24 protein-coding genes are annotated in these 18,988 nt (G+C 61.0%); 10 read left to right on the top strand and 14 right to left on the bottom strand.

Features of this window, described 5'->3' with window-relative positions; all coding sequences use genetic code 11:
- The 4 genes from AC1D1L_RS06295 to AC1D1L_RS06280 form a co-directional block, all read right to left on the bottom strand.
- A partial coding sequence (locus AC1D1L_RS06295) for a hypothetical protein (RefSeq protein WP_477339718.1) occupies nucleotides 1–223 on the bottom strand: 223 nt, incomplete at its 3' end.
- 204 nt (nucleotides 224–427) lie between these two features.
- Nucleotides 428–727, bottom strand: coding sequence for a DUF982 domain-containing protein (locus AC1D1L_RS06290; protein WP_477339716.1), 300 nt, complete (start codon nucleotides 725–727; stop codon nucleotides 428–430).
- A 143-nt stretch (nucleotides 728–870) separates the two neighbouring features.
- The gene (locus AC1D1L_RS06285) at nucleotides 871–1,380 is read right to left on the bottom strand and encodes an Hsp20/alpha crystallin family protein (RefSeq protein WP_477339714.1); all 510 of its coding nucleotides are present in this window, start codon (nucleotides 1,378–1,380) and stop codon (nucleotides 871–873) included.
- 86 nt (nucleotides 1,381–1,466) lie between these two features.
- Entirely contained in the window at nucleotides 1,467–1,934 is a 468-nt protein-coding gene (locus tag AC1D1L_RS06280) for an Hsp20 family protein (RefSeq protein WP_477339713.1), read from the bottom strand.
- Nucleotides 1,935–2,173: 239 nt separating this feature from the next.
- Between AC1D1L_RS06280 and AC1D1L_RS06275 the strand changes: the two genes are divergently transcribed.
- On the top strand, nucleotides 2,174–2,368 hold the full coding sequence (locus AC1D1L_RS06275; protein WP_477339711.1) for a hypothetical protein: 195 nt from the start codon (nucleotides 2,174–2,176) through the stop codon (nucleotides 2,366–2,368).
- 182 nt (nucleotides 2,369–2,550) lie between these two features.
- On the opposite strand, the gene AC1D1L_RS06270 is transcribed toward AC1D1L_RS06275, so the two are convergent.
- The 3 genes from AC1D1L_RS06270 to AC1D1L_RS06260 form a co-directional block, all read right to left on the bottom strand.
- The gene (locus AC1D1L_RS06270; protein WP_477339709.1) at nucleotides 2,551–2,865 is read right to left on the bottom strand and encodes a DUF982 domain-containing protein; all 315 of its coding nucleotides are present in this window, start codon (nucleotides 2,863–2,865) and stop codon (nucleotides 2,551–2,553) included.
- A 234-nt stretch (nucleotides 2,866–3,099) separates the two neighbouring features.
- Complete coding sequence (locus tag AC1D1L_RS06265) at nucleotides 3,100–3,369, bottom strand: usg protein (protein ID WP_352561483.1); 270 nt, start codon at nucleotides 3,367–3,369, stop codon at nucleotides 3,100–3,102.
- A gap of 22 nt (nucleotides 3,370–3,391) precedes the next feature.
- Complete coding sequence (locus tag AC1D1L_RS06260; RefSeq protein WP_477339708.1) at nucleotides 3,392–3,892, bottom strand: hypothetical protein; 501 nt, start codon at nucleotides 3,890–3,892, stop codon at nucleotides 3,392–3,394.
- 186 nt (nucleotides 3,893–4,078) lie between these two features.
- Here AC1D1L_RS06260 and groES point away from each other — a divergent pair, with 186 nt between their 5' ends.
- From groES to AC1D1L_RS06235, 5 genes are all read left to right on the top strand, one after another.
- Nucleotides 4,079–4,393 carry a co-chaperone GroES gene (gene groES, locus AC1D1L_RS06255; RefSeq protein ID WP_352561487.1) on the top strand — a complete coding sequence of 105 codons (315 nt, stop codon included), beginning with the start codon at nucleotides 4,079–4,081 and terminating at the stop codon, nucleotides 4,391–4,393.
- 59 nt (nucleotides 4,394–4,452) lie between these two features.
- Nucleotides 4,453–6,081 carry a chaperonin GroEL gene (groL, locus tag AC1D1L_RS06250; RefSeq protein ID WP_477339707.1) on the top strand — a complete coding sequence of 543 codons (1,629 nt, stop codon included), beginning with the start codon at nucleotides 4,453–4,455 and terminating at the stop codon, nucleotides 6,079–6,081.
- A 58-nt stretch (nucleotides 6,082–6,139) separates the two neighbouring features.
- On the top strand, nucleotides 6,140–6,370 hold the full coding sequence (locus AC1D1L_RS06245) for a hypothetical protein (RefSeq protein ID WP_477339705.1): 231 nt from the start codon (nucleotides 6,140–6,142) through the stop codon (nucleotides 6,368–6,370).
- Nucleotides 6,371–6,453: 83 nt separating this feature from the next.
- Entirely contained in the window at nucleotides 6,454–6,768 is a 315-nt protein-coding gene (locus tag AC1D1L_RS06240; RefSeq protein ID WP_477339703.1) for a DUF982 domain-containing protein, read from the top strand.
- Nucleotides 6,769–6,793: 25 nt separating this feature from the next.
- Complete coding sequence (locus AC1D1L_RS06235; RefSeq protein ID WP_477339701.1) at nucleotides 6,794–7,042, top strand: DUF982 domain-containing protein; 249 nt, start codon at nucleotides 6,794–6,796, stop codon at nucleotides 7,040–7,042.
- A gap of 138 nt (nucleotides 7,043–7,180) precedes the next feature.
- On the opposite strand, the gene AC1D1L_RS06230 is transcribed toward AC1D1L_RS06235, so the two are convergent.
- The 3 genes from AC1D1L_RS06230 to AC1D1L_RS06220 all read right to left on the bottom strand — a co-directional run bounded on the left by AC1D1L_RS06230 (nucleotide 7,181) and on the right by AC1D1L_RS06220 (nucleotide 9,738).
- Complete coding sequence (locus tag AC1D1L_RS06230; protein WP_477339780.1) at nucleotides 7,181–7,537, bottom strand: ethanolamine utilization protein; 357 nt, start codon at nucleotides 7,535–7,537, stop codon at nucleotides 7,181–7,183.
- A gap of 191 nt (nucleotides 7,538–7,728) precedes the next feature.
- The gene (locus tag AC1D1L_RS06225; RefSeq protein WP_477339699.1) at nucleotides 7,729–8,469 is read right to left on the bottom strand and encodes an SDR family NAD(P)-dependent oxidoreductase; all 741 of its coding nucleotides are present in this window, start codon (nucleotides 8,467–8,469) and stop codon (nucleotides 7,729–7,731) included.
- Nucleotides 8,470–8,844: 375 nt separating this feature from the next.
- Nucleotides 8,845–9,738, bottom strand: a complete 894-nt coding sequence (locus AC1D1L_RS06220; RefSeq protein WP_477339697.1) for a LysR family transcriptional regulator — start codon at nucleotides 9,736–9,738, stop codon at nucleotides 8,845–8,847.
- Nucleotides 9,739–9,892: 154 nt separating this feature from the next.
- Between AC1D1L_RS06220 and AC1D1L_RS06215 the strand changes: the two genes are divergently transcribed.
- Nucleotides 9,893–10,537 (top strand): hydrolase, encoded by a 645-nt coding sequence (locus AC1D1L_RS06215; protein ID WP_477339695.1) that lies wholly within the window; start codon nucleotides 9,893–9,895, stop codon nucleotides 10,535–10,537.
- A 231-nt stretch (nucleotides 10,538–10,768) separates the two neighbouring features.
- On the opposite strand, the gene AC1D1L_RS06210 is transcribed toward AC1D1L_RS06215, so the two are convergent.
- Both AC1D1L_RS06210 and AC1D1L_RS06205 read right to left on the bottom strand, forming a co-directional pair.
- Nucleotides 10,769–12,769: a CocE/NonD family hydrolase gene (locus AC1D1L_RS06210; protein WP_477339693.1), complete on the bottom strand. Its 2,001-nt coding sequence runs from the start codon at nucleotides 12,767–12,769 to the stop codon at nucleotides 10,769–10,771.
- Between the two features lie 57 nt (nucleotides 12,770–12,826).
- The gene (locus AC1D1L_RS06205; protein ID WP_477339692.1) at nucleotides 12,827–14,389 is read right to left on the bottom strand and encodes an ABC transporter substrate-binding protein; all 1,563 of its coding nucleotides are present in this window, start codon (nucleotides 14,387–14,389) and stop codon (nucleotides 12,827–12,829) included.
- A 104-nt stretch (nucleotides 14,390–14,493) separates the two neighbouring features.
- Between AC1D1L_RS06205 and AC1D1L_RS06200 the strand changes: the two genes are divergently transcribed.
- Entirely contained in the window at nucleotides 14,494–15,336 is an 843-nt protein-coding gene (locus AC1D1L_RS06200; protein ID WP_477339690.1) for a helix-turn-helix domain-containing protein, read from the top strand.
- Between the two features lie 236 nt (nucleotides 15,337–15,572).
- Here the strand turns inward: AC1D1L_RS06200 and AC1D1L_RS06195 are convergent, their stop codons facing one another.
- On the bottom strand, nucleotides 15,573–16,436 hold the full coding sequence (locus AC1D1L_RS06195) for a class I SAM-dependent methyltransferase (protein WP_477339688.1): 864 nt from the start codon (nucleotides 16,434–16,436) through the stop codon (nucleotides 15,573–15,575).
- Nucleotides 16,437–16,470: 34 nt separating this feature from the next.
- Nucleotides 16,471–17,118, bottom strand: a complete 648-nt coding sequence (locus AC1D1L_RS06190) for a TetR/AcrR family transcriptional regulator (protein WP_477339686.1) — start codon at nucleotides 17,116–17,118, stop codon at nucleotides 16,471–16,473.
- A gap of 281 nt (nucleotides 17,119–17,399) precedes the next feature.
- Here AC1D1L_RS06190 and AC1D1L_RS06185 point away from each other — a divergent pair, with 281 nt between their 5' ends.
- Nucleotides 17,400–18,293, top strand: a complete 894-nt coding sequence (locus AC1D1L_RS06185) for an NAD(P)/FAD-dependent oxidoreductase (protein WP_477339684.1) — start codon at nucleotides 17,400–17,402, stop codon at nucleotides 18,291–18,293.
- Between the two features lie 441 nt (nucleotides 18,294–18,734).
- A complete protein-coding gene (locus AC1D1L_RS06180) occupies nucleotides 18,735–18,968 on the top strand; it encodes an acylphosphatase (RefSeq protein WP_352583499.1) in 234 nt (77 codons plus the stop codon).
- Nucleotides 18,969–18,988: the final 20 nt, after the last annotated feature.

The raw sequence follows: 18,988 nt of genomic DNA, 5'->3' as shown, positions 1-18,988 counted from the left end.
CTACATTGAGTTCGCGGACGATGGCTCCGGCGAATTCGCCTTCGGATGCGTCACCGGCCAGATCTTCGGCTCGGGTGACGGCAACAATGTCGCCTTCTCCTGGCAAGGCAATGACGAAATGGACGAAGCCCAGGGCAATGGATGGGCTGAAATCCAACCAGACGGCTCTATCAACGGACAAATCTGCTTTCATGGCGGCGACGAAGCAGACTTCGTCGCTCACAAATGGACTTCTTCAACAGCCTGCTAAAGCGTTGATAACGACAATGGTAGGCCTGTAGGACATATTTAGATCATTGATTTTATTGGCTTTTTCGTTGGCCAAAATCAGAAGTCCTCCCGTCTCGTTCCGTTTGGCTTCCGCGACCGAGCTCGTCCAGTCGAATTAAACGGCCTATGCGCGCCCAGGAGAAACCCTGAACTGAAGTCAGGGACCGCGCTCAGAAACGCGCAGCTTTTGATCAGCCCCGGCCAGTGGCGCAAAATCGGATTTGGCCAGCACCCCAGCTATCCTGGCAAAGCCGACAAATGCCTGCCGCGCCTGATCGGTTGTCATCTGACCAGCAATCGCGGCGTTGCAGCTTCTCACTGCGCAGCTGTATACCGGTCCCCGACGGGCCCTTGGCCATTGATTCAAGAATACCAGCGCCTCCCGCACCGAGTTGATGTCGTGTATCACGTCACTGGTCTTAACCCGCACGGGGGCACGGAAAGCCAGACTGGTCATTTGTTACCTCCCTGGGATTGCAAGGGTTGATTCAGCATCACATGATGCGGCTCTTTCGTTTGAGGCTGTCGGACGCCATTTGACCCATCCTCGCTGTCTGCAGGGGCCAGGGCTCGACGAGCCCCGGCCTTCCTTCGCGAACCTCATTTGCTGCCGTTGATTGCAATGCGTTTGGCGTTTGCCTGCGCCTTTTTGGTCTTCGGCAGTGTCACCGTGAGCACACCGTTCTTGAACGTGGCCGCCACCTTGTCGTCTTCAACCTCACGGCCGAGATTGAAGTGCCGCTCAAAGCGCCCATAATAGCGTTCACTGAACTGGCGGTCCTTGTCCTCGGTTTCTGCTTTCTTCTCGCCGCGAAGCGTCAGAACACCATCATCCAGCATGACCTCGACGTCGTTTTCATCGAGGCCCGGGATTTCGGCCGTCACCCGGATTTCCTTATCGGTTTCCGAGAACTCCACGCTTGGCCAAGTGCCATTGAGAGGAGGCATGCGGCCAAGAACCGAAGGCGTGTCAAAACCGCGGAACACCTCGTCGAATAGCCGGTTGACATTGCGGTGCAACGACAGGAACGGATCCATGTCGTCACTGCGATAAATGCTCGGTGCCTGGCTGCCGCCACGGCTCCAGGGAATCAGGTCACGTACGCTCATTTTCCTTCTCCTTTCCGTTTTATGGGTCGCACCCGGACCCCACCCACGACAGGACGGAGTGTCTGCTGCAGGCCGACCGCCAAAGATCAGGCCGCCGCGCTTTCAATGCCCTTGGAGGCCGCATTCTTGCCAGTATCGACATTAATCGCGATCCGGCGCGGCTTCATCTCCTCGGGAATTTCCTTCTTGAGGTCGATGATCAGCAGGCCGTTTTCGAGCTTTGCCCCGACAATGGTCACATGATCGGCGAGCTCGAAGCGGCGCGCGAACGACCTTAACGCCAAGCCATGATGGAGGTCCTGAACCCCGTCATTCTCTGTCTTGGCGCCCTCGATCACGAGCATGTTTGGCTCATGCGTGATCGCAAGCTCGTCTTCACCGAAACCGGCGACCGCGAGGACAATGCGATAGGTGTCTTCGCCGAGCTTGGCGATATCGTATGGCGGCCAGCTATCCGCGTTCTGCGGGGGGCTGGCGTTTTCGAGCAGGTTGAAGATGCGGTCAAAGCCGATGCTCGACCGATAGAAGGGGGAAAAGTCCAGGTTCGTTCTCATAGCTACATCCTCCTTGGAGCAACATAGATACGAGGGAACGCCAAGAAGCCCCCGGCGCTCCCTGACACATCGGCCCCTTGCGCGGCGACCGACAAAGATGAGTTGGGAATCGATTTCGGCCGTGTCAAGAGCGACCGCTAAAGCAGTTTCGCGACCGCCTTCGGATGGCAGGGTGGCAAGCTCTCCAGCGAATACCCCATCTACTTCGCAGGTATTTCGAACGGAGGAAAAGGATGACTATGACACGCCAAGACGTCGTCTCGGTCCTTGGATTCATATACGACGTGACGATTGCGGAGATCATCGCGTCCGGTGCCTCGCTCGAGGAATTGAGAAGGCTGGCCTGGGCCTTCGGTGATGAGGCGCTGATGAGCCAGGGGCGACCATTGCCGGGGACACGGGTGGCAGCGCAAGGGAACCGGGACGAAACGTGAAGATGCCGGCAGGTCCTGCCATTCATGCAGACGTGCTTAGTCGTGCGGTGCGATCCGCTTGGAAAGTTGTCCGTGCTGGAGGCATCTAATGAACAGACAACGACAAGGGGCTCGGCTTCCCGCTCCCCTCGCCCCGGTGACGCACCGCTTTGATGCTGCGGCGGTAGATTGCCGCCGCAGTACTAGCCCTGACTATCTATAGATGGTCTATTTTGCTGATCTTCGGCCCCTGTCATCCACTGCGGCGCCGCGGGCAGATCCTCGATGACGGCGACCCTGCGTGCCCAGGTCATAAAGGCCCTGTTCGCCGCCTCGACAGACTTCCGGCCATCGTACGCGGAGTAGCATGCATCCGACGCCGCAGCGTGGAGGAGGCCGCGCCTTTCAACCGGCCATTCTTCCAGAAACTCTATCGCATCCATGACACGGCCGATCTTTTGGACAACATGGCCCTCGTTTCTTACGAAAACCGGTTGTTTGAACGTCGCACTTTCCATAGTGACCTCCCTTCAACCTTGGGGCAACTGAATCTTGCCTCCCCGTGCGCGGCTCCCGGCAAACGATGTCGGCTAGCTTGGCGAACGCCACGGCAAACGGCGGAAACCGGATTTTCAAAGAGCATCGTTTCCATGCGATCCTTCGGCTCCTGCTAACCCGACATCCGGCAAGCCGCGCTGGACACATAAAGAGATTGGAAACGCCACTTTCCAGTTCAAGGGGAGCGGACCCGGCTATTGAATTGTGAAGATGCCGTCTACGGCCTGCCATTCGGAAGGCCGGATAAGGCGGTGATGGGCGACTCGCACGGAATGCAGCGCTCCTTCGAGTTCGCGCTCCCAGTAATCCAGAAACCCCTTGAGGGTCGGGAATTCCGGTGCCAGGTCGTATTCCTGCCAAACGTAGAGCTGCAAAAGGCTCGGATGATCGGGAAGGTGGTAGTGAATTTCCGCAGTTGTGAGACCGTAGCCCTCCATCTGCAGCCGGAATTCCCTGCTGACCATGCGTCTCTCCTATCGCGCGCGTTCAGGCATCAAGTCTTTGCGGGCGTTCTCGGGCCCGCCGTTGCTCGAGGTTACAGCCTACCTCGGCGCGACTATCGTCCAGTCGGCGAAGTGCATCCATGACGGCGTCAAATGTCACCGGGTTCGCAGCACCCGGTGGCTTTCGCAGCGCAGGCATGGAGTCGACGGCGCAAGCATCAGAAGCCCATGAGGCAAGAATGGCGCGCTTCTCCTGAGTGTCGAGCGTGCGGTCGCCCACCACCTCATCGGGGTGGCTAAAGTACCGCGCCGGAAACAGCAGGCGGTCAAGCGAAGGATCAGTGGTTTCAGGGGCGATCGAGGGGATGTTTTTTGGGAAAGTTCGTTCCATCGACAGTCTCCGCTTCCTAACAATCTCCTTGGCATTATTGGTGTTGCAGTGACCCTTTTCGGGTCCCCCAACCGCAAAAAATTTCGTGGAGTTCGGGCCGAATTTCAAGACCTGAAAATCGCGCGCCCCGCAAAAATAGCTGCATGAATTCATGCGGCTAGCACTCCGGAATGCCGAGTGCCAAAATTTTTTCAGCGACCTCTTGAAACGCAGAAAATGCAAAACTAGTTCGATATGCGCGCGATGCCTGAAAGGGGTCGCGGCGCCCCGCACTGGCCCGATATTGCCGGTCCGGTGTGGAGGAACTCAAAAAATCTGTTTGTCCTGAAGGAGAACGATATGACGTTCCGTCCATTGCATGACCGTATTCTGGTCCGCCGCATCGAAGCCGAGGAGAAGACGGCTGGCGGCATCATTATCCCCGACACTGCCAAGGAGAAGCCGCAAGAGGGCGAGGTGATTGCCGTCGGCCCAGGCGCCCGCGACGAGAGTGGCAAGCTCACGCCGCTCGACGTCAAGATCGGCGACCGCATCCTGTTCGGCAAGTGGTCCGGCACGGAGATCAAGCTCAACGGCGAAGATCTGCTCATCATGAAGGAAAGCGATGTGATGGGCGTGATCGAGCAGGCCGCGACGGTCAAGAAAGCCGCCTGAGCGAGGCTCTGGTCCAACCGCAATCCAGTCCGTGAACTGCCTAGTGAAGGAGTGATCCAATGGCTGCCAAGGAAGTGAAATTCCATTCCGACGCCCGCGAGCGCATGCTGCGCGGCGTCAACATCCTCGCCGACGCGGTGAAGGTGACGCTCGGCCCCAAGGGCCGCAACGTCGTCATCGACAAGTCGTTCGGCGCCCCGCGCATCACCAAGGACGGCGTGACCGTCGCCAAGGAGATCGAGCTCGAGGACAAGTTCGAGAACATGGGCGCGCAGATGGTGCGCGAGGTCGCCTCGAAGACCAGCGACATCGCGGGTGACGGCACTACCACCGCTACAGTGCTCGCCCAGGCGATCGTCCGCGAAGGCGCCAAGGCGGTCGCGTCGGGGATGAACCCGATGGACCTGAAGCGCGGCATCGACAAGGCCGTAGAAGCCGTCGTGGCTGAGCTGAAGACCAATGCCCGCAAGGTGACTAAAAATGACGAGATCGCCCAGGTTGGCACCATCTCGGCCAATGGCGACGCCGAGATCGGCCGCTTCCTTGCGGAAGCGATGCAGAAGGTCGGCAATGAGGGCGTCATCACCGTCGAGGAGGCCAAGACCGCCGAGACCGAGCTGGAAGTCGTCGAGGGCATGCAGTTCGACCGCGGTTACCTCAGTCCCTACTTCATCACCAACCAGGACAAGATGCGCGTCGAGCTTGAAGAGCCCTATGTGCTGATCCACGAGAAGAAGCTGTCCAATCTGCAGGCGCTGCTTCCGGTGCTGGAAGCTGTCGTACAGTCGTCCAAACCGCTGCTGATCATCGCCGAGGAAGTCGAGGGCGAAGCGTTGGCGACGCTGGTCGTCAACAAGCTGCGCGGTGGCCTCAAAGTCGCCGCCGTCAAGGCGCCGGGCTTCGGCGACCGCCGCAAGGCAATGCTGGAGGATATTGCCATCCTCACCGGCGGCACCGCGATCTCGGAAGATCTCGGCATCAAGCTGGAGAATGTCACGCTCAACATGCTGGGCCGCGCCAAGAAAGTGGTGATCGAGAAGGAGAACACCACCATCGTCGACGGCGCCGGCTCGAAGAGCGAGATTCAGGGCCGCGTCAGTCAAATCAAGGCGCAGATCGAGGAGACTACCTCCGACTACGACAAGGAAAAGCTGCAGGAGCGGCTGGCCAAGCTCGCCGGCGGTGTCGCCGTCATCCGCGTCGGCGGCTCGACCGAGGTCGAAGTCAAGGAGCGCAAGGACCGTGTCGACGATGCCATGCATGCGACGCGCGCTGCGGTCGAGGAAGGCGTGTTGCCAGGTGGCGGCGTGGCGCTTCTGCGTGCGGCCAAGGCACTGGACAGCGTGCAGCCCGAGAATGAAGACCAAAAGCACGGTATCGAGATCGTGCGCCGCGCGATCGAAGCGCCTGTGCGCCAGATCGCCGAGAACGCCGGCGCGGAAGGCTCGATCATCGTCGGCAAGCTACGCGAGAAGCCGGAATTCGGCTGGGGCTGGAACGCACAGACCAACGCGTTCGGCGACCTCTACAACGAGGGCGTCATCGATCCGGTAAAGGTGGTGCGGACCGCGCTCCAGGATGCGGCATCGGTTGCCGGCCTGCTGGTAACGACGGAAGCGATGGTTGCCGAGAAGCCGAAGAAGGAACCCGCCGTTCCGGCAATGCCGGCTGGTGGCATGGACTTCTGATGGTAACGGCTGTGTCCGCGCCCGATGGGCGCGGACACCCTGACAAATGGGTGGAGCCATGAACGTGATGAACTTGAACGTAATCCCCCCGCCGTCGCGTGCGGCCACCGATCTGAACTACGAAGCAGACCTGAAGGTTGCGCTTGGCCCGATACTGGTCGAGTTGCTCGACAGAGCGGAGGCCGCGGGTTGGGATCGGCGCAAAGCCGCATACACGGTGATGTTTCTGGCCGCGCGGAATCTTACCGACGGCAAAGGCCCTCCTGGAAACGGGAGTTCGGCAGGCTAAGGCGCGACGCACGCAACCTATCGCGCACGCGCCGTGGGAAAGGCTTCCGATCGATTGAGCTAACCACGTGAACGGAGGAAAACATGGAACACAATCAATTTCAGCATGCAGTGAGGGTGCTCGTGGGTCTTGGGTTTCCAACCGACATTCAAAGCGTAAAGGACGCCTTCGTCCTGCTTGATGAATGGCCGCCATCGAAGCGAAGCCCTGCTCATGGCGTCGCGCTCAATGCCTGTCGGGCAGCCCTCGCCGGCGAAGTGGATGCCGAAACCGCTCGCAGCACTTTTGTTGCCTTTGCCCGCCGCATGGATTTGCTTGTGCCGACCGCAGCGGACATCGTCGCGGCCAAGGCAGTCGGCACCTTCGCTGCGGGAGGCCATTTCGACAAATCGATGTAATCGATCTGTCGGAACGGAGGAAACCATGAGGGATATTCGATTTCCCGAACCAGTGAGACTGCGCGTGAGACCCTCAAGGGAGCGGGTGGTTGCCAGCAGTTGGGAAGCACTTGAGTGCCTTTATGACCAGTGGCCAGAATGGGCGAGAGGACCAAGCTATCGAGCAGCCTGCCGCACTTGCCGCGACTCCCTGGACGGATGGCAGGCCCCGCAACAAGCAAGAAGGGCATTCTTACAAGCAGCCCGTCGTGCAGGTTTGGTCCAGGCTTCATAGTGAGCTCAGATGCGCGCGAGCCGTCGCTGGGACAAAGCGGAGAGGCCTCGCGCCAGATCTGCGCAGGCGAGACCTCAACGCCTACTCGGATGAGCATGATCCGCCTGGACGTCGAACTGCGGCGTCACCCCGGAGGGCTTACCCCCGAGCCTCCTGCCAGTGGGGATAGGTGACATAGGCGGTGACCGCGCCTTGCTCGTGCGAGCGGATCGTGACCTTCTGGCCTTTGGGCATATGGACGATTTCGCCCGGCCCTGCGGTGACGCTGCCTGACTTTCCGGACACCGACAGCCGCCCCTCGAGGATGACCATCACATCATCGACGGCCATTGTCTCCTCAAGCGTCTGGTTCGGCCCATAGCGCCCGTACCCGATGGTGATCGGGGAGGCATCGTGCTGGTCGATCAGATTGCCCACAAATACGTCTCCGCCCTGCCCCAGGGAACGCTCCAGCACTGCGTCGGTGATGTTGAACTTGCGAACCTTCACGGCAATTGCTCCTTCTCGCTGGCGTGGTTGAGCGGTTGGCTCAAACTCCTGAGTCTCAACGCGGAGTCCACAGGGCTGCCTCCTTCACGTCGTCCTCGACCCGACTCTGTCAAGGCCGGGGCTTAGCGCGAATGGCGATGGGGCGCTCGATGCATTGCCGAGCACGCAATTGGCCCGCTTGCGAACATCAAGTCCGCTCAGGCGGTTGCGCCACCGTCGGCGGTCAGGATGGAGCCCGTGATCATGCTCGCGGCGGGACTTGCCAGAAAGACCACAGCGTTCGCGATTTCGCGCGGCTCGGCGTAGCGTCCCAGTGACGTCAGGCTTCGCTGGAAATCGGCAGCCTCCCCATCCGCCGGATTTGCATCCGTATTGGTCGCCCCCGGCTGCACGAGATTCACGGTGATGCCGTTCGGACCGAGTTCACGCGAAAGACCGCGGGTAAAGGAGGTAAGTGCCGCTTTGGACATCGCGTAAACCGTTATGCCTGGGAATGGGACCCGCTCTCCCAGGGCCGAACCGATCGTGATGATGCGTCCCCCTTCGGTGAGATGCGGGATAACTGCTGTCGCAAACAGCACTGGCGCTCGCACGTTGACGTCCATCACGGCCTGATAGTCGTTCACGTCGATCTCGGCGATCGTTCCGGTGTGGCCGATAGCCGCGCTGTTGACGAGGATATCGAGTCCACCGAGCGCCGAGACGGCTTGGCTCACGGAGCGCATGATGGCCTCCGGGGCGGCGCTGTCGGCTTGGATGGCGACTGCGCGACGCCCCATGTTTTCGATGGACTTGACCACCGCATCAGACTTCTCGGCGGAGCGCCGGTAAGTAAATGCAACGTCGGCGCCGCTCTCCGCCAGTGCTAACGCGATCGCGGCCCCGATGCCCCGCGATCCTCCAGTCACCAATGCACGCTTCCCACTCAGATCGATCATGTGTCCGTCCTTTTCTACCAACTTAGTTCAGGCATCCAATTGGTTCGCGTAGGATGCGACACCCGCTCGACGGCCTGATCCGGAATTTGGTGTTCTGCATTGGTCCCGATTAGTGTCGAGAAGTGCCAAACAGTGTTGCGGGGGGAGGAACGCTGCCCGATGGCTCACAAGGCAGCCAGGGTAATCATCCTCAGGAGCGATGGCCGCTTCGTCCTGGAGCCTAGGAAGCCACCGGCCCGGTAGAGTAGAGCCCGGGTAAAGCCGCCTCGGGCGGCCGCTGATGTGCGCCCGGATGGGTGACACCGCGCCCGCCCCGGTGCTGTCCCGATGATGGAAGTCGGTTCCTTGACAGGGCCTTGAGCGGTTCGCGTTCTACTAGGGGTCGAGACCCCAAACTTCCGGGTTCCTTTTGAAATACTCAGTCAGCATTTCGGTGAGCACCCGCACTTTCCGCGTGGGATGCTGACCCGGCGGGCGTACGACATACGCGGCCCCCGGAGGTACCGGATAGCGTGTCATGATCGGAACCAATGCACCGGAGGCCACATATTCATATGTGATGCAATCGGGGAGCCAGGCGATACCGAGGCCTGCCGCAGCAGCAGCGGCAAGCGCCGTGGCGCTGTCGGCCTTGAACCTGCCCTGCGGCTGGACCGTGACGATCCTGCCGCCATCCATGAACTGCCAGGCTTCCGTTCCCTGCATGAGGGCCTGATGGGTGATGAGTTCGTCCAGCGTCTCAGGTGAGCCATGCGCCTCGATATAATCCGGGCTTGCGACAAGCTTGCCATGGATCGGCCCCACGCGCTTCGCGATCAAGTTGGAGTCCTGAAGGTAGGCGCCCCGGATCGCGCAATCGAAACCCTCCGCAATGAGATCGACGAAGCGATCGCTGTAGGAGGTATGGATTTGAAGCTTCGGGTGCAGACGCGCCATTTCCGCGATCACCGGGGCGAAGTGGGTTGGGCCGAAAGTAAGCGGCATGGCAACCCTCAGGCGGCCGCGAAGGTCGCCGGTCGGGAGGATCGTTTCCCTGGCGGTGTCGATCTCGGCGCTGGCCCGGGCCGCATGGTCCCTGAACGTGATTCCCGCTTCGGTGAGCGCGGCGCCGCGGGTCGTTCGTGCAAGAAGCTGGACGCCAAGCTCCGCTTCAACCCGAAAGAGCCGTCGACTGACAATTGACTTGGAGACGCCAAGCCGGCGCGCGGCTGACGATATGCCCCCTGCATCGGCCACTGCGACGAATGTCTGTAGATCTTCGATGTCCATCCTGGCGTTCCTTGTTTCGCGACACAGCTCGCCCGACTATGGCACTACCGCATCACCAACAGGAACAGCAAATTGTGCCCAGGCAACGTCGCCCGCTGGCGCATGTCTCCCGTGAACCCATTCCCGTCCATGGCGGCAGAGAAAGGAAGTCCTGATGACCCTTCGTAACGGCCTCGATTCGCTTCTTCGTCCTGAAGACTCGGTACTCGTCCTGATCGATCACCAGCCCTATCAGCTCGCAAACCTGAACAGCCACGATCCGCAAGCTGTGGTCAATCTCACGACCGCGTTGGCGAAGCTGGCAAAAGCCTTCAATGTTCCGACCATTCTCACGAGCGTGATTGCGGGTCGCGGTGGCCTCCTCTTCAAGCAGATCACCGACGTCTTTCCGGGCCAGGAGGTGATCGACCGTACCTGGGTGAACACCTGGCAGGACGAGAAGGTCGTGAACGCGGTCAAGGCGACCGGCCGCAAGCAACTGATCATCGCCGGCCTTTGGACCGAAGTCTGCGTAGCGATGCCTGTGATCCAGGCCGCTGGCGAAGGCTGGGACGTGACCGTGATCACCGACGCGTCGGGCGGCATTTCGAAGGAATCTCACGAGGTTGCCGTCCAGCGGATGATCGCAGCCGGCGCGAACCCGATGACCGTGATGGCGCTCGCTGGCGAATGGCAACGCGATTGGGCGCGCACCGAGCATGTCGAGGAGTTGACCGAGATTCTAATCCAGCACTTCGGCGGCAGCGGCATCGCGTATCTTTGGGAGCAGCAGCTTCTCAACACGCCGGTAGCTGGCTGATCCCGGCCGGGATGGCGAGCATTTCGGTGAGGGTCGGACTCGATCCGTTTGCCGGCCCTCGCCATCGACGGTCACGACAAGACAATCGAGGCGCACGCCGTCGAGCGTCGCCTGGACGGGCATAGGCGAGAAGGTCGGTGAGGCCCGCCTGGTCCATGTTCTTTCCCGATTTGATGTCGGTGAACACCCTGATTGCGCTGGCCGCAGCTCACCCCTACATGTAGCTCACCCTTACATATGGTCACGCGGTATTCGAGCGCTGCGCTCGCGCTCGAATACCTTATGACCGTCAGCCAATGCTTCAACCCGCTCCGTAACCACCCATTCGGTCGCCGTGCAGGAGAGATGCGTGGTGCAATGGCTCTGCGTCCGCCAGCCTTCCCGCTCGGCACAGCACGTCCAGCGGACCTCTGCCGTCAGCGACACCGGGTTATCGGGCGCTATCGACCATACCTCCTGCCGGACGTCGCGCGTGCACAAGCCGTTGCCCGGATGGCGGCTAAGACCTGTGTCCTCGTGCACCCGATAGCGCGTCACGCCATTTTGCAGATCGCGTTCAACAGAGCGGTCCGACGATCCGTCTGTCAGGACTTCGTAACGGGGCAGAGGATCGGGATTGGATGGCTGCGGGATTTCGACCCTTCGATGCTCGCCAAGCAGCGGCAGTTCCAATCGCAGCGTGGCAAGATCGATCGTCAGCGTTGCGTCGCAGGGCTGGGGCAGGATCGTCGGCCAATACGCGCTCGACAAGGACAGACGCAGACGGTGGCCGGGCGCAAAACGGTAGCCGCACGCACCGAGCACCAACTCGATTTCGACCGTCTCGCCCGGCTTCAGAGGCTGTGGATCGGCATTGCCGTTGCGATGCGAGAGGTTGAGCACACCGTAGCTGACGCGCGTCGCCCCACCGTCGGGATGGACGTCGACGAGCCTGACGGCAAGGTTGGCGAAGTTGGCATCACTGGAAAGCGACAGCTTTGCGAGCGGCTGGCCAAACACGACGCATTCCTCAGCAAGGACGGCGCTTTCGAAGGTGATCGATCCAGCATCGTCGACACGCTGGTCGCCGGCCATTTCCGAATCCGGCCTCCGCGGGAAGAACTCTCCCCCAGCGGTGCCCGTATCCTGGGGAGAGCGCAGGAGGGTATTTCCTTCAGCATGCGATGAAGTGCTCCGAGCGAGCCTGCCCGACGCGTCCAGGCTAAGGACGAGTGTGTCGGGAACGTCCCATCTGTCCATGGCAACCCAATAGCCAAGGTCGGTCTCGCGCCGGCGGCCGGGTCGCGGCCCGTCCAGAATATAAGCACGCAGCCTCGGCGTATGATCCACCTTGTTGTCTTCTGCGCATAGCCAATGCCGCCACCATGAAATTGCCTCGGCATGGAAATCGACGCGGGGCTTCGGACAGGCGAAATGTGGATACTTGTGAACCCAAGGACCGATCAGGCCCCAGGCCATTTCCGGCATACCGGCGACCGCCTTCAAGGGCGTGTTGCGGTAGCCGTCGGCCCATCCGGCAATCACCAATGCGGGAACGGAAAAACCGTCAAAGTCCTCGCAGATCGAACCATGACGCCAGAAGTCGTCGCGGCGTTGATGGGACAGCCACTCCTCCATGAAGAACGGCTCGCCTTCCAGGCGCTCGAGCCACATGTCGCGCCAGCGTTCTCCGACGAGATCGGGATCGGGGGACCGCGACTGGAAGGCATTCATCGTCGCCGCCCATGACAGTTGCGCCGACAGATGCGCGCCATTCTTGTAGTGGATGTCGTCATTGTAGCGGTCGACGGTGGACGACAGGGAAATCACGGCCTTGAGAGCTGGTGGTTTTAGAGCCGCGACCTGGAGTGCGTTGAACCCGCCCCAGGAAATTCCCATCATGCCGACATTGCCGTTCGACCAGTCCTGCGCTGCGATCCATTCGATAACCTCGACGGCGTCGGCTAGCTCGCGCGCGGTATATTCGCCATCGATCACGCCGTCGGATTCTCCGCAACCGCGAATGTCGACACGCACGCCCGCGATGCCGGCCGCCGCGAAGACCGGATAGGTGGACTCGTCACGCGCGGCGGTGCCGTTGCGTTTGCGATAAGGCAGGAATTCGAGCACCGCCGGTACCCCGCCAGGAACCGTTTCGGGCATCCAGATGCGCGCGGCGAGCCGGGTGCCGTCTTTCAGGACAATCCACTCATTTTCAATGACACGGAAATTTATCGTTATGCGATCAACCACAAAAGCTCCACTCGGCGGCAACTATCGGCCGCCGGAATTGCACGATCATTTCCCGGTTCAAGCTTCCAGCCAGACCCGGCTGGCGATGCGGCCATTGGAGAAGTCATTGCCAATATCGGGAACAAAACCCTTAAGGTGGCTCGTGCAGGCGTTGATGAAATCGTTGAATACCGGCAGTATCAGGCCGCCCTCATCCCGCACCATCAGCGCCATGTCACGGTAGAGTACGCGCCGTTTGGTCTCATCCAGTTCACCGCGCGCCTTGACCACCATCTTGTCGAAGTCGGGCCGCTTGAAGCGGGTGTCGTTCCACTCAGCGTTGGAAACGTAGGAAGTGGAATAGCGCGCGTCCTGCGTCGGACGACCACCCCAAAAGGAGGTGCAGAACGGCTTGACGTTCCAGACTTCCGACCAGTAGCCGTCACTCGGCTCGCGCTGCACATTGATCTTGATACCAGCCTTTTCCGCGCTCAATTGGAAAAGCTGGGCCGCATCGACCGCGCCGGGGAACGCCGCTTCCGAGGTGCGCAGCAGGATTGGATCTTGAAGGCCGGACTTCTTGAAGTGGAATGCAGCCTTGTCGGGATCGTAATTGCGCTGCTCTATATCGGCAGGCGCGAGCGCATAGTTGGCGTTGATCGGGTAATCATTGCCAATGGTGCCGAACCCGCCCAGAACCCCCTTGAGGATAGCCTCGCGGTCTATCGCATATTTGAGCGCCAGACGCAGATCATTGTTGTCGAAGGGCGCGGTGTCCCAATGCATCAGGAAGGAATAGAACCCCTTGCCGGAGGTGCGCAGGATCTCGACGCCCGGAACCCGCTTCAGCAACGGCACGATCTTGGGTTCGACGGTGCTGATGAAATCGACCTGACCGGATCGCAAGGCGCTGGTCCGGGCGGTCAGGTCGTTCATCACGGTAATAAGGACGCTGTCGACGTAGCCACGGTCCTGGCGCCAGTCGTCGGTGTTTTTTTCGAAAGCAGCGCGAATGCCCGGCTCGAACGCAACCAGCTTGTAGGGGCCAGTGCCGATGGCAGCTGTCGGCTTCTCCACGCCGCCGCCCGGCTGGATCTGAAGATGATAATCGGTAAATATCAGCGGCAAGTCAGCATTGGCTTCCTTCAGCGTCACCACCATGTCGCCCGACCGTTCCTCGATGCGGTCTATCCCGGACAGCAGGCCGAGTGCGCCCGATTGCGATTTCTTCCCGGCGTGGCGGCGCAAGGTCTCGCCTGCATCGCTAACAGTAAATGCCTTGCCATCGTGGAAACGAACGTCTTTGCGTATCTTGAAGGTCCACTCCTTGGCGTCGGCCGACGGAGACCAGGATTCGGCCAGCGAGGGAACCGCCGCGCCCGTCTTGGGGTCGGATTCGACCAGCGTATCGCCCCAGCAATGCGCGATCACAAAATTGACGCTGGCGGACGCCAGGGCTGGGTCGAGCGTGTCGGCGGAGGCGCCGCCATCGAGCCCCAGCCGCAACTGTCCGCCGCGCACTGGCGTTTGCGCCGCGGCCGGTGACGCCAGCGAGCCTGCGGCTGCGACAAGGCCTAGAGCCACCCCCGCTTGAAGAAGATCACGGCGTGAGAGACTTGATAACCTGCTGGAAGCGCTCATTGGGTTCCCCTTTGGACTGAAGCCTTGTGGTCGATACTAGGCAGAGCCCTCGGCAACGCAATTTCGTCGCTTGAAGCGTTTTTAAGCGGGTTTATACTGTCTCCATGAGCAAGCCATGGGCCAATTTCAGCAGCAACCTGAAACTCGCCTGCAGCACGCACAGATCAGTATCCGATCTATGCCGCACCGTCGGTATCAACCGGCAGCAGTTCAACCGCTACCTCAATGCAGGAACCCTTCCTTCCGCCCATAATCTCCTGACGATCGCGGCAGCCTTTGGCCTCGAACCAGCCGATTTCGACCTTCCTCCGGGCGTGTTCCGCAGCAAATTGGGCGAGCGGCGCCGACACGCCGACCTTACAGGCCCGCTAGCGGATGCCTTTCCGGGCGACCTGCATGCACTCGAACCCTATCTCGGATTCTACCAGGCATGGCACACATCGCTGTCCTGGCCTGGCCGGATCGTCTGCGCCTGCGCTCACTTGCGCGAAAATGGCGGACAAGTTCTGGTTTCCACGCTTGAGCGCATCGAAGATTCCGAAAACGGCATCGTGCAGCGTTCACGGTACGTCGGGCTCGCGGCGTATCGCCACGAGCGCATCTTCCTGACGGAACTGACGCGCGGCGAGGCTCCAACCTTTGGACAGACGATCCTCATGCCGTTCGAAACGTACCAGCGGCGTTACCTGCGGGGCATTACTATGGGCATATCGTGGCGAGCCAACAATCTGCCCTACGCCACCCGAACCGTCTGGCACTATCTGGGGAAACGCGTCAACAAGAGGAGTCTTATCTCGCGTTGCGGCATCTATGCGCCCAATTCCGCAGCGCTACCCCCGGCCGTGCTGTCTTTCCTGACCGAGGCCCAGCCGGTTGCCGCCGCGCCTGTGCAGGCACCAAGGGGCTCTGTGGGCATTACTGCACTAATACCCGCTAAGGGAAGTTGACTTGTTTGGATTGAAATGGTTAGCGCGGATTGGCCTGAATCGTTCGAGGGGGCGGTCAATTTCGTTCCAGAGGTAATCGCCGATGAGCGCGATATAAACCAATGGCAGCGGTGCGACCTGGGACAAAAGCCCGCCGCCCTATTTCCTCTGCGTTCCGGCCGCAAGCAGTGCGGGTCGATCGCGTCACGGCCAACGCCGAGCCATCGAGACGGGGCGTCTACCCCTGTCAATCCCTGTCAGCTTGCCGGATTGCGCGCGGTGACGATCCACGCCGCGCCGTCGATCATCACCGGCCGCTCACCGGGGCAGTCCGCGAAGGCGGCACGAACCGCGGCCGAGGCGCGGGCCCGGATGTCGTCGGGCTGATCAGCGAGAGCGCGCGCCAACGGGCCGACCTCGAGTGTCATCTTCACCGCGTCGTCGAGCGCCGCGTCCCTCGTCTCCCCCTTGCCGAACGGGATGGAGGCATCGAATGGCGTGATAGCGACATCGGTGAAACCAGCCGCCGTTAGAATACGCGCCACCCGCCCCTGATCGCCAAACGAGAACGGGCCGGGCGCTTCGGGATCGGGCGGCGCCATCGGCGGGACAATGTCCTTGAGCGCGCCCATCGGCAAGCGCACCCAATCGTTCTCGGCCATGCCGCGCCAGCAGACGAAAGCGACCCGCGCGCCCGGCTTGAGCGCACGCCGCATATGAGTGAAGGCCGCTGTAGGATCGTCAAAGAACATCACTCCGAAGCGCGAGAACAGGATGTCGAATGCGCCCTCGGGCAACTCGGTGCTGCTGGCGTCGGCCACCTGGAACAGGACCGGCGTATCCTGCGGCGCTAGCGCGCGCGCTCTGCCGATCAGCGGTTCGGATATGTCCACGCCCAGCACATGGCCCCTAGCGCCGACGCGGGCGGCCAGATGCAGACTAGACGCCCCTGCGCCGCAGCCGACGTCCAGTACGCGTTCGCCCGTGACGGGCGCGGCGGCTTCGATCGCCGCCTGGCCGAACACCGCCATCATGGCATCGAGCCGGGCCTGGTAAGCGACCCAGCGTTCCCCGCTTTGGCCATTCCAGTCGGCTACCTGATAAACATTTTTCTCTGCCATGCCATATCCTTGTTCTGATCCGTTCTTAACTAGGCTATCCGCCCGCGTGGTCGTTGCCACCGTGCGCGGCGATGAACATGGCGACGGCCGACCGGCAATAGGATTCGATTTCGTTGTCGTCCTCTGCTCTCGCCTGATCGAAGCGTGCGATAATCAGGAGATCGGATCCTTTGATAAGCGCGGCAAACAAGCGGGCGGACCGGAGAGGATCGGGCACGTTCAGAAGCGCCTTCGCGTGCAACTGACGCAACAGGGCCTCGATTTGAGCGATGACATAGGCGGGGCCAGCTTCGTAATGGAGCTTGCTTAACGAGTTTTGATTCGTCTTGTCGGCCATGACCATGGCTTCGACACTGCGGACGTCCGGGCTCAAAAGCGTGCGAAGCAGGGATGTTCCCACCGCCATGAGTTGATGTTCTGCCGAACCGTCGACGCCTTCAATAAGAGCCTGTGGTGCAAACTGATGGCAGTGGGCCGCGATGGCCGCACTGAACAGCGCCTCCTTGTTCTCGAAGTGCCGATAGATGCTGAGCTTGGATATCCTCGCTCGCTGGGCGACCTTGTCCAAAGTCGTCGCTTGAAAACCCAATTCCACAAAGAGTTCGCACGCGGCGTCGACTATCGTTTGGCCAAGCGCCTCGTTGGCGGGCCGGCCGCGCCGGGCCTGGCTGTTTTCGGTCACGACAATTCCAGTCCTTGACAGTATCCTAATTCTTGCATTACGATACCATGTAGTATCTGAAATGTGCAAGCCAATGGGTAGGTGTCCTCCAAATCAAGTTTCCCCGGGGCCGCCCGGCGATATCGAATGCGGCATCGTCGGGCCGATCAACACAGTGAGGGGCGACTGTCTCGTCGATGCCGGAGCCCTGCTCGCTGCACGTCTCGAGCGCGTATCGCTGGACGCTATTTCGCGCCCCGCCCAACCCAACCCCCTCCATCCGCAACACGGAGCCCATCACCATGGATGACGTTATCATCATCGGCGGCAGCTTTGCCGGCCTCGCCGCCGCCCTGCAGCTCGGCCGTGCCCGCCGCAAGGTCACCGTTCTCGATACCGGCCTGCCGCGCAATCGCTTCGCCGGCCACTCGCATGGCCTGCTCGGCCACGATCACAAGCCACCGCTGGACATCCTGGCCGAGGCGCGGCAGCAAATGGCTCGTTATCCCACGATCAGGCTGCTCAATGCCCGGGCCGACAGCATCTCCGGCGCCATCGACGATTTCTCCGTCCTCACTGGCGATGGCGAGAGCCTCGGGGCGCGCCGCCTGATCCTGAGCTATGGCGTTGTCGATCAGATGCCTGCTGTTCCCGGCTTTGCCGAAAGCTGGGGCACATCCATCGTGCCCTGCCCCTATTGCGATGGCTTTGAAGTCGCTGGCCAGCATTGGGGTCTCGTCTGGTCCGGCCCGCAGTCGATGAATCAGGTCAGGCTGTTCCACGATTGGACCGACAGGTTGACGGTCTTCGCCGATGGTCACGACATTGAACCCGATATCCGGGCCGATCTGGCGCGCCGCAACATACCTGTCATTGATGGCCGGATCGCCGAGGTCGCCCGTCACGGGCCCCACAATGCCACCGTCAAGCTCGATAGCGCCCCGGATGTCGCAGTCGACATCCTGTTCGCGCATCCGCGCAACAAGCCGTCCGCAAGCCTGCATGAATCACTGGGTCTCACCACGGTCAATACGCCGACTGGCATCGCCCTCAAAGTCGACGAGCGCCGCGAAACCAGCATACCCGGCATCTACGCCGCCGGCGACCTCGCCAACCCCGGAATGCCCTCGGTCACCACGGCATCATGGCAGGGCGCGACGGCGGGTATCTCGGCCCAGCAGTCGATGCTGGTTTGAGAGCGCAGATTCCCTCCGGTTGCCGCAGGCAATCATATTCAGAAGGTTGCGGGCAGCGGAAGGGCCGGGCGCTCTACCTCGCTAAGACCTCCGGCCGCAATCGTGTGGTTACGGAGGCACCTGCCGAGCGACGCCTAGCCCCGCAACCTTCGTGCACTTAAGTCCCTGTCGGCGGGGATGATGTTGTTTCGAAGCAGCATCGATCACGCACCGTGGCTCCACAAGTCGGCTGCCCTCTGAATCGCCCTCCTTCGCGTGCAATCAGGCGATCCATCCGCTCGACAACCGTCACCTCGGCGCCGAAACGGCGGTACATCTGCGCGAATTGGCGCGTCGATAACCACTTCCGCCCGTTCAGTCAGACGCTATGCTGCTGACCATGACACCAAGGCGCGCGGTCCGTTCGTGATGAAGCGAAGTCAACACCACTTCCATGAGCGGATGACCATTCGCGGCCACCTCGAACCCGCGTCCTTCGTGCCTTGGATCATGCGCCATGCGGCCAAGCTCGGTCTCGCGCACCACATCGCTCATGCAAGTACCGATCGCATCGAACTCGATATTACCGGTGCGGCGGAACTGATCGACATGATGGAGATGGGATGTTCGCTTGGGCCCATTGAAGTCTGGGTCGAGACGATCGACCGCGCCCCTGTCGAGCAAAAAAACATATAGCTTTGTGTGTGGTTACCGTC

Source organism: Mesorhizobium sp. P2_D6, assembly GCF_056404315.1.
This window is presented reverse-complemented; position numbering and strand designations above follow the sequence as displayed.

Excerpts from the sequence above, each read along its gene's own strand:
- AC1D1L_RS06290 (WP_477339716.1), bottom strand. The coding sequence starts at position 727 with ATGACCAGTCTGGCTTTCCGTGCCCCCGTGCGGGTTAAGACCAGTGAC.
- AC1D1L_RS06285 (WP_477339714.1), bottom strand. The coding sequence starts at position 1,380 with ATGAGCGTACGTGACCTGATTCCCTGGAGCCGTGGCGGCAGCCAGGCA.
- AC1D1L_RS06280 (WP_477339713.1), bottom strand. The coding sequence starts at position 1,934 with ATGAGAACGAACCTGGACTTTTCCCCCTTCTATCGGTCGAGCATCGGC.
- AC1D1L_RS06275 (WP_477339711.1), top strand. The coding sequence starts at position 2,174 with ATGACACGCCAAGACGTCGTCTCGGTCCTTGGATTCATATACGACGTG.
- AC1D1L_RS06270 (WP_477339709.1), bottom strand. The coding sequence starts at position 2,865 with ATGGAAAGTGCGACGTTCAAACAACCGGTTTTCGTAAGAAACGAGGGC.
- AC1D1L_RS06265 (WP_352561483.1), bottom strand. The coding sequence starts at position 3,369 with ATGGTCAGCAGGGAATTCCGGCTGCAGATGGAGGGCTACGGTCTCACA.
- AC1D1L_RS06260 (WP_477339708.1), bottom strand. The coding sequence starts at position 3,892 with ATGAATTCATGCAGCTATTTTTGCGGGGCGCGCGATTTTCAGGTCTTG.
- groES (WP_352561487.1), top strand. The coding sequence starts at position 4,079 with ATGACGTTCCGTCCATTGCATGACCGTATTCTGGTCCGCCGCATCGAA.
- groL (WP_477339707.1), top strand. The coding sequence starts at position 4,453 with ATGGCTGCCAAGGAAGTGAAATTCCATTCCGACGCCCGCGAGCGCATG.
- AC1D1L_RS06245 (WP_477339705.1), top strand. The coding sequence starts at position 6,140 with ATGAACGTGATGAACTTGAACGTAATCCCCCCGCCGTCGCGTGCGGCC.
- AC1D1L_RS06240 (WP_477339703.1), top strand. The coding sequence starts at position 6,454 with ATGGAACACAATCAATTTCAGCATGCAGTGAGGGTGCTCGTGGGTCTT.
- AC1D1L_RS06235 (WP_477339701.1), top strand. The coding sequence starts at position 6,794 with ATGAGGGATATTCGATTTCCCGAACCAGTGAGACTGCGCGTGAGACCC.
- AC1D1L_RS06225 (WP_477339699.1), bottom strand. The coding sequence starts at position 8,469 with ATGATCGATCTGAGTGGGAAGCGTGCATTGGTGACTGGAGGATCGCGG.
- AC1D1L_RS06220 (WP_477339697.1), bottom strand. The coding sequence starts at position 9,738 with ATGGACATCGAAGATCTACAGACATTCGTCGCAGTGGCCGATGCAGGG.
- AC1D1L_RS06215 (WP_477339695.1), top strand. The coding sequence starts at position 9,893 with ATGACCCTTCGTAACGGCCTCGATTCGCTTCTTCGTCCTGAAGACTCG.
- AC1D1L_RS06205 (WP_477339692.1), bottom strand. The coding sequence starts at position 14,389 with ATGAGCGCTTCCAGCAGGTTATCAAGTCTCTCACGCCGTGATCTTCTT.
- AC1D1L_RS06200 (WP_477339690.1), top strand. The coding sequence starts at position 14,494 with ATGAGCAAGCCATGGGCCAATTTCAGCAGCAACCTGAAACTCGCCTGC.
- AC1D1L_RS06195 (WP_477339688.1), bottom strand. The coding sequence starts at position 16,436 with ATGGCAGAGAAAAATGTTTATCAGGTAGCCGACTGGAATGGCCAAAGC.
- AC1D1L_RS06185 (WP_477339684.1), top strand. The coding sequence starts at position 17,400 with ATGGATGACGTTATCATCATCGGCGGCAGCTTTGCCGGCCTCGCCGCC.
- AC1D1L_RS06180 (WP_352583499.1), top strand. The coding sequence starts at position 18,735 with ATGACCATTCGCGGCCACCTCGAACCCGCGTCCTTCGTGCCTTGGATC.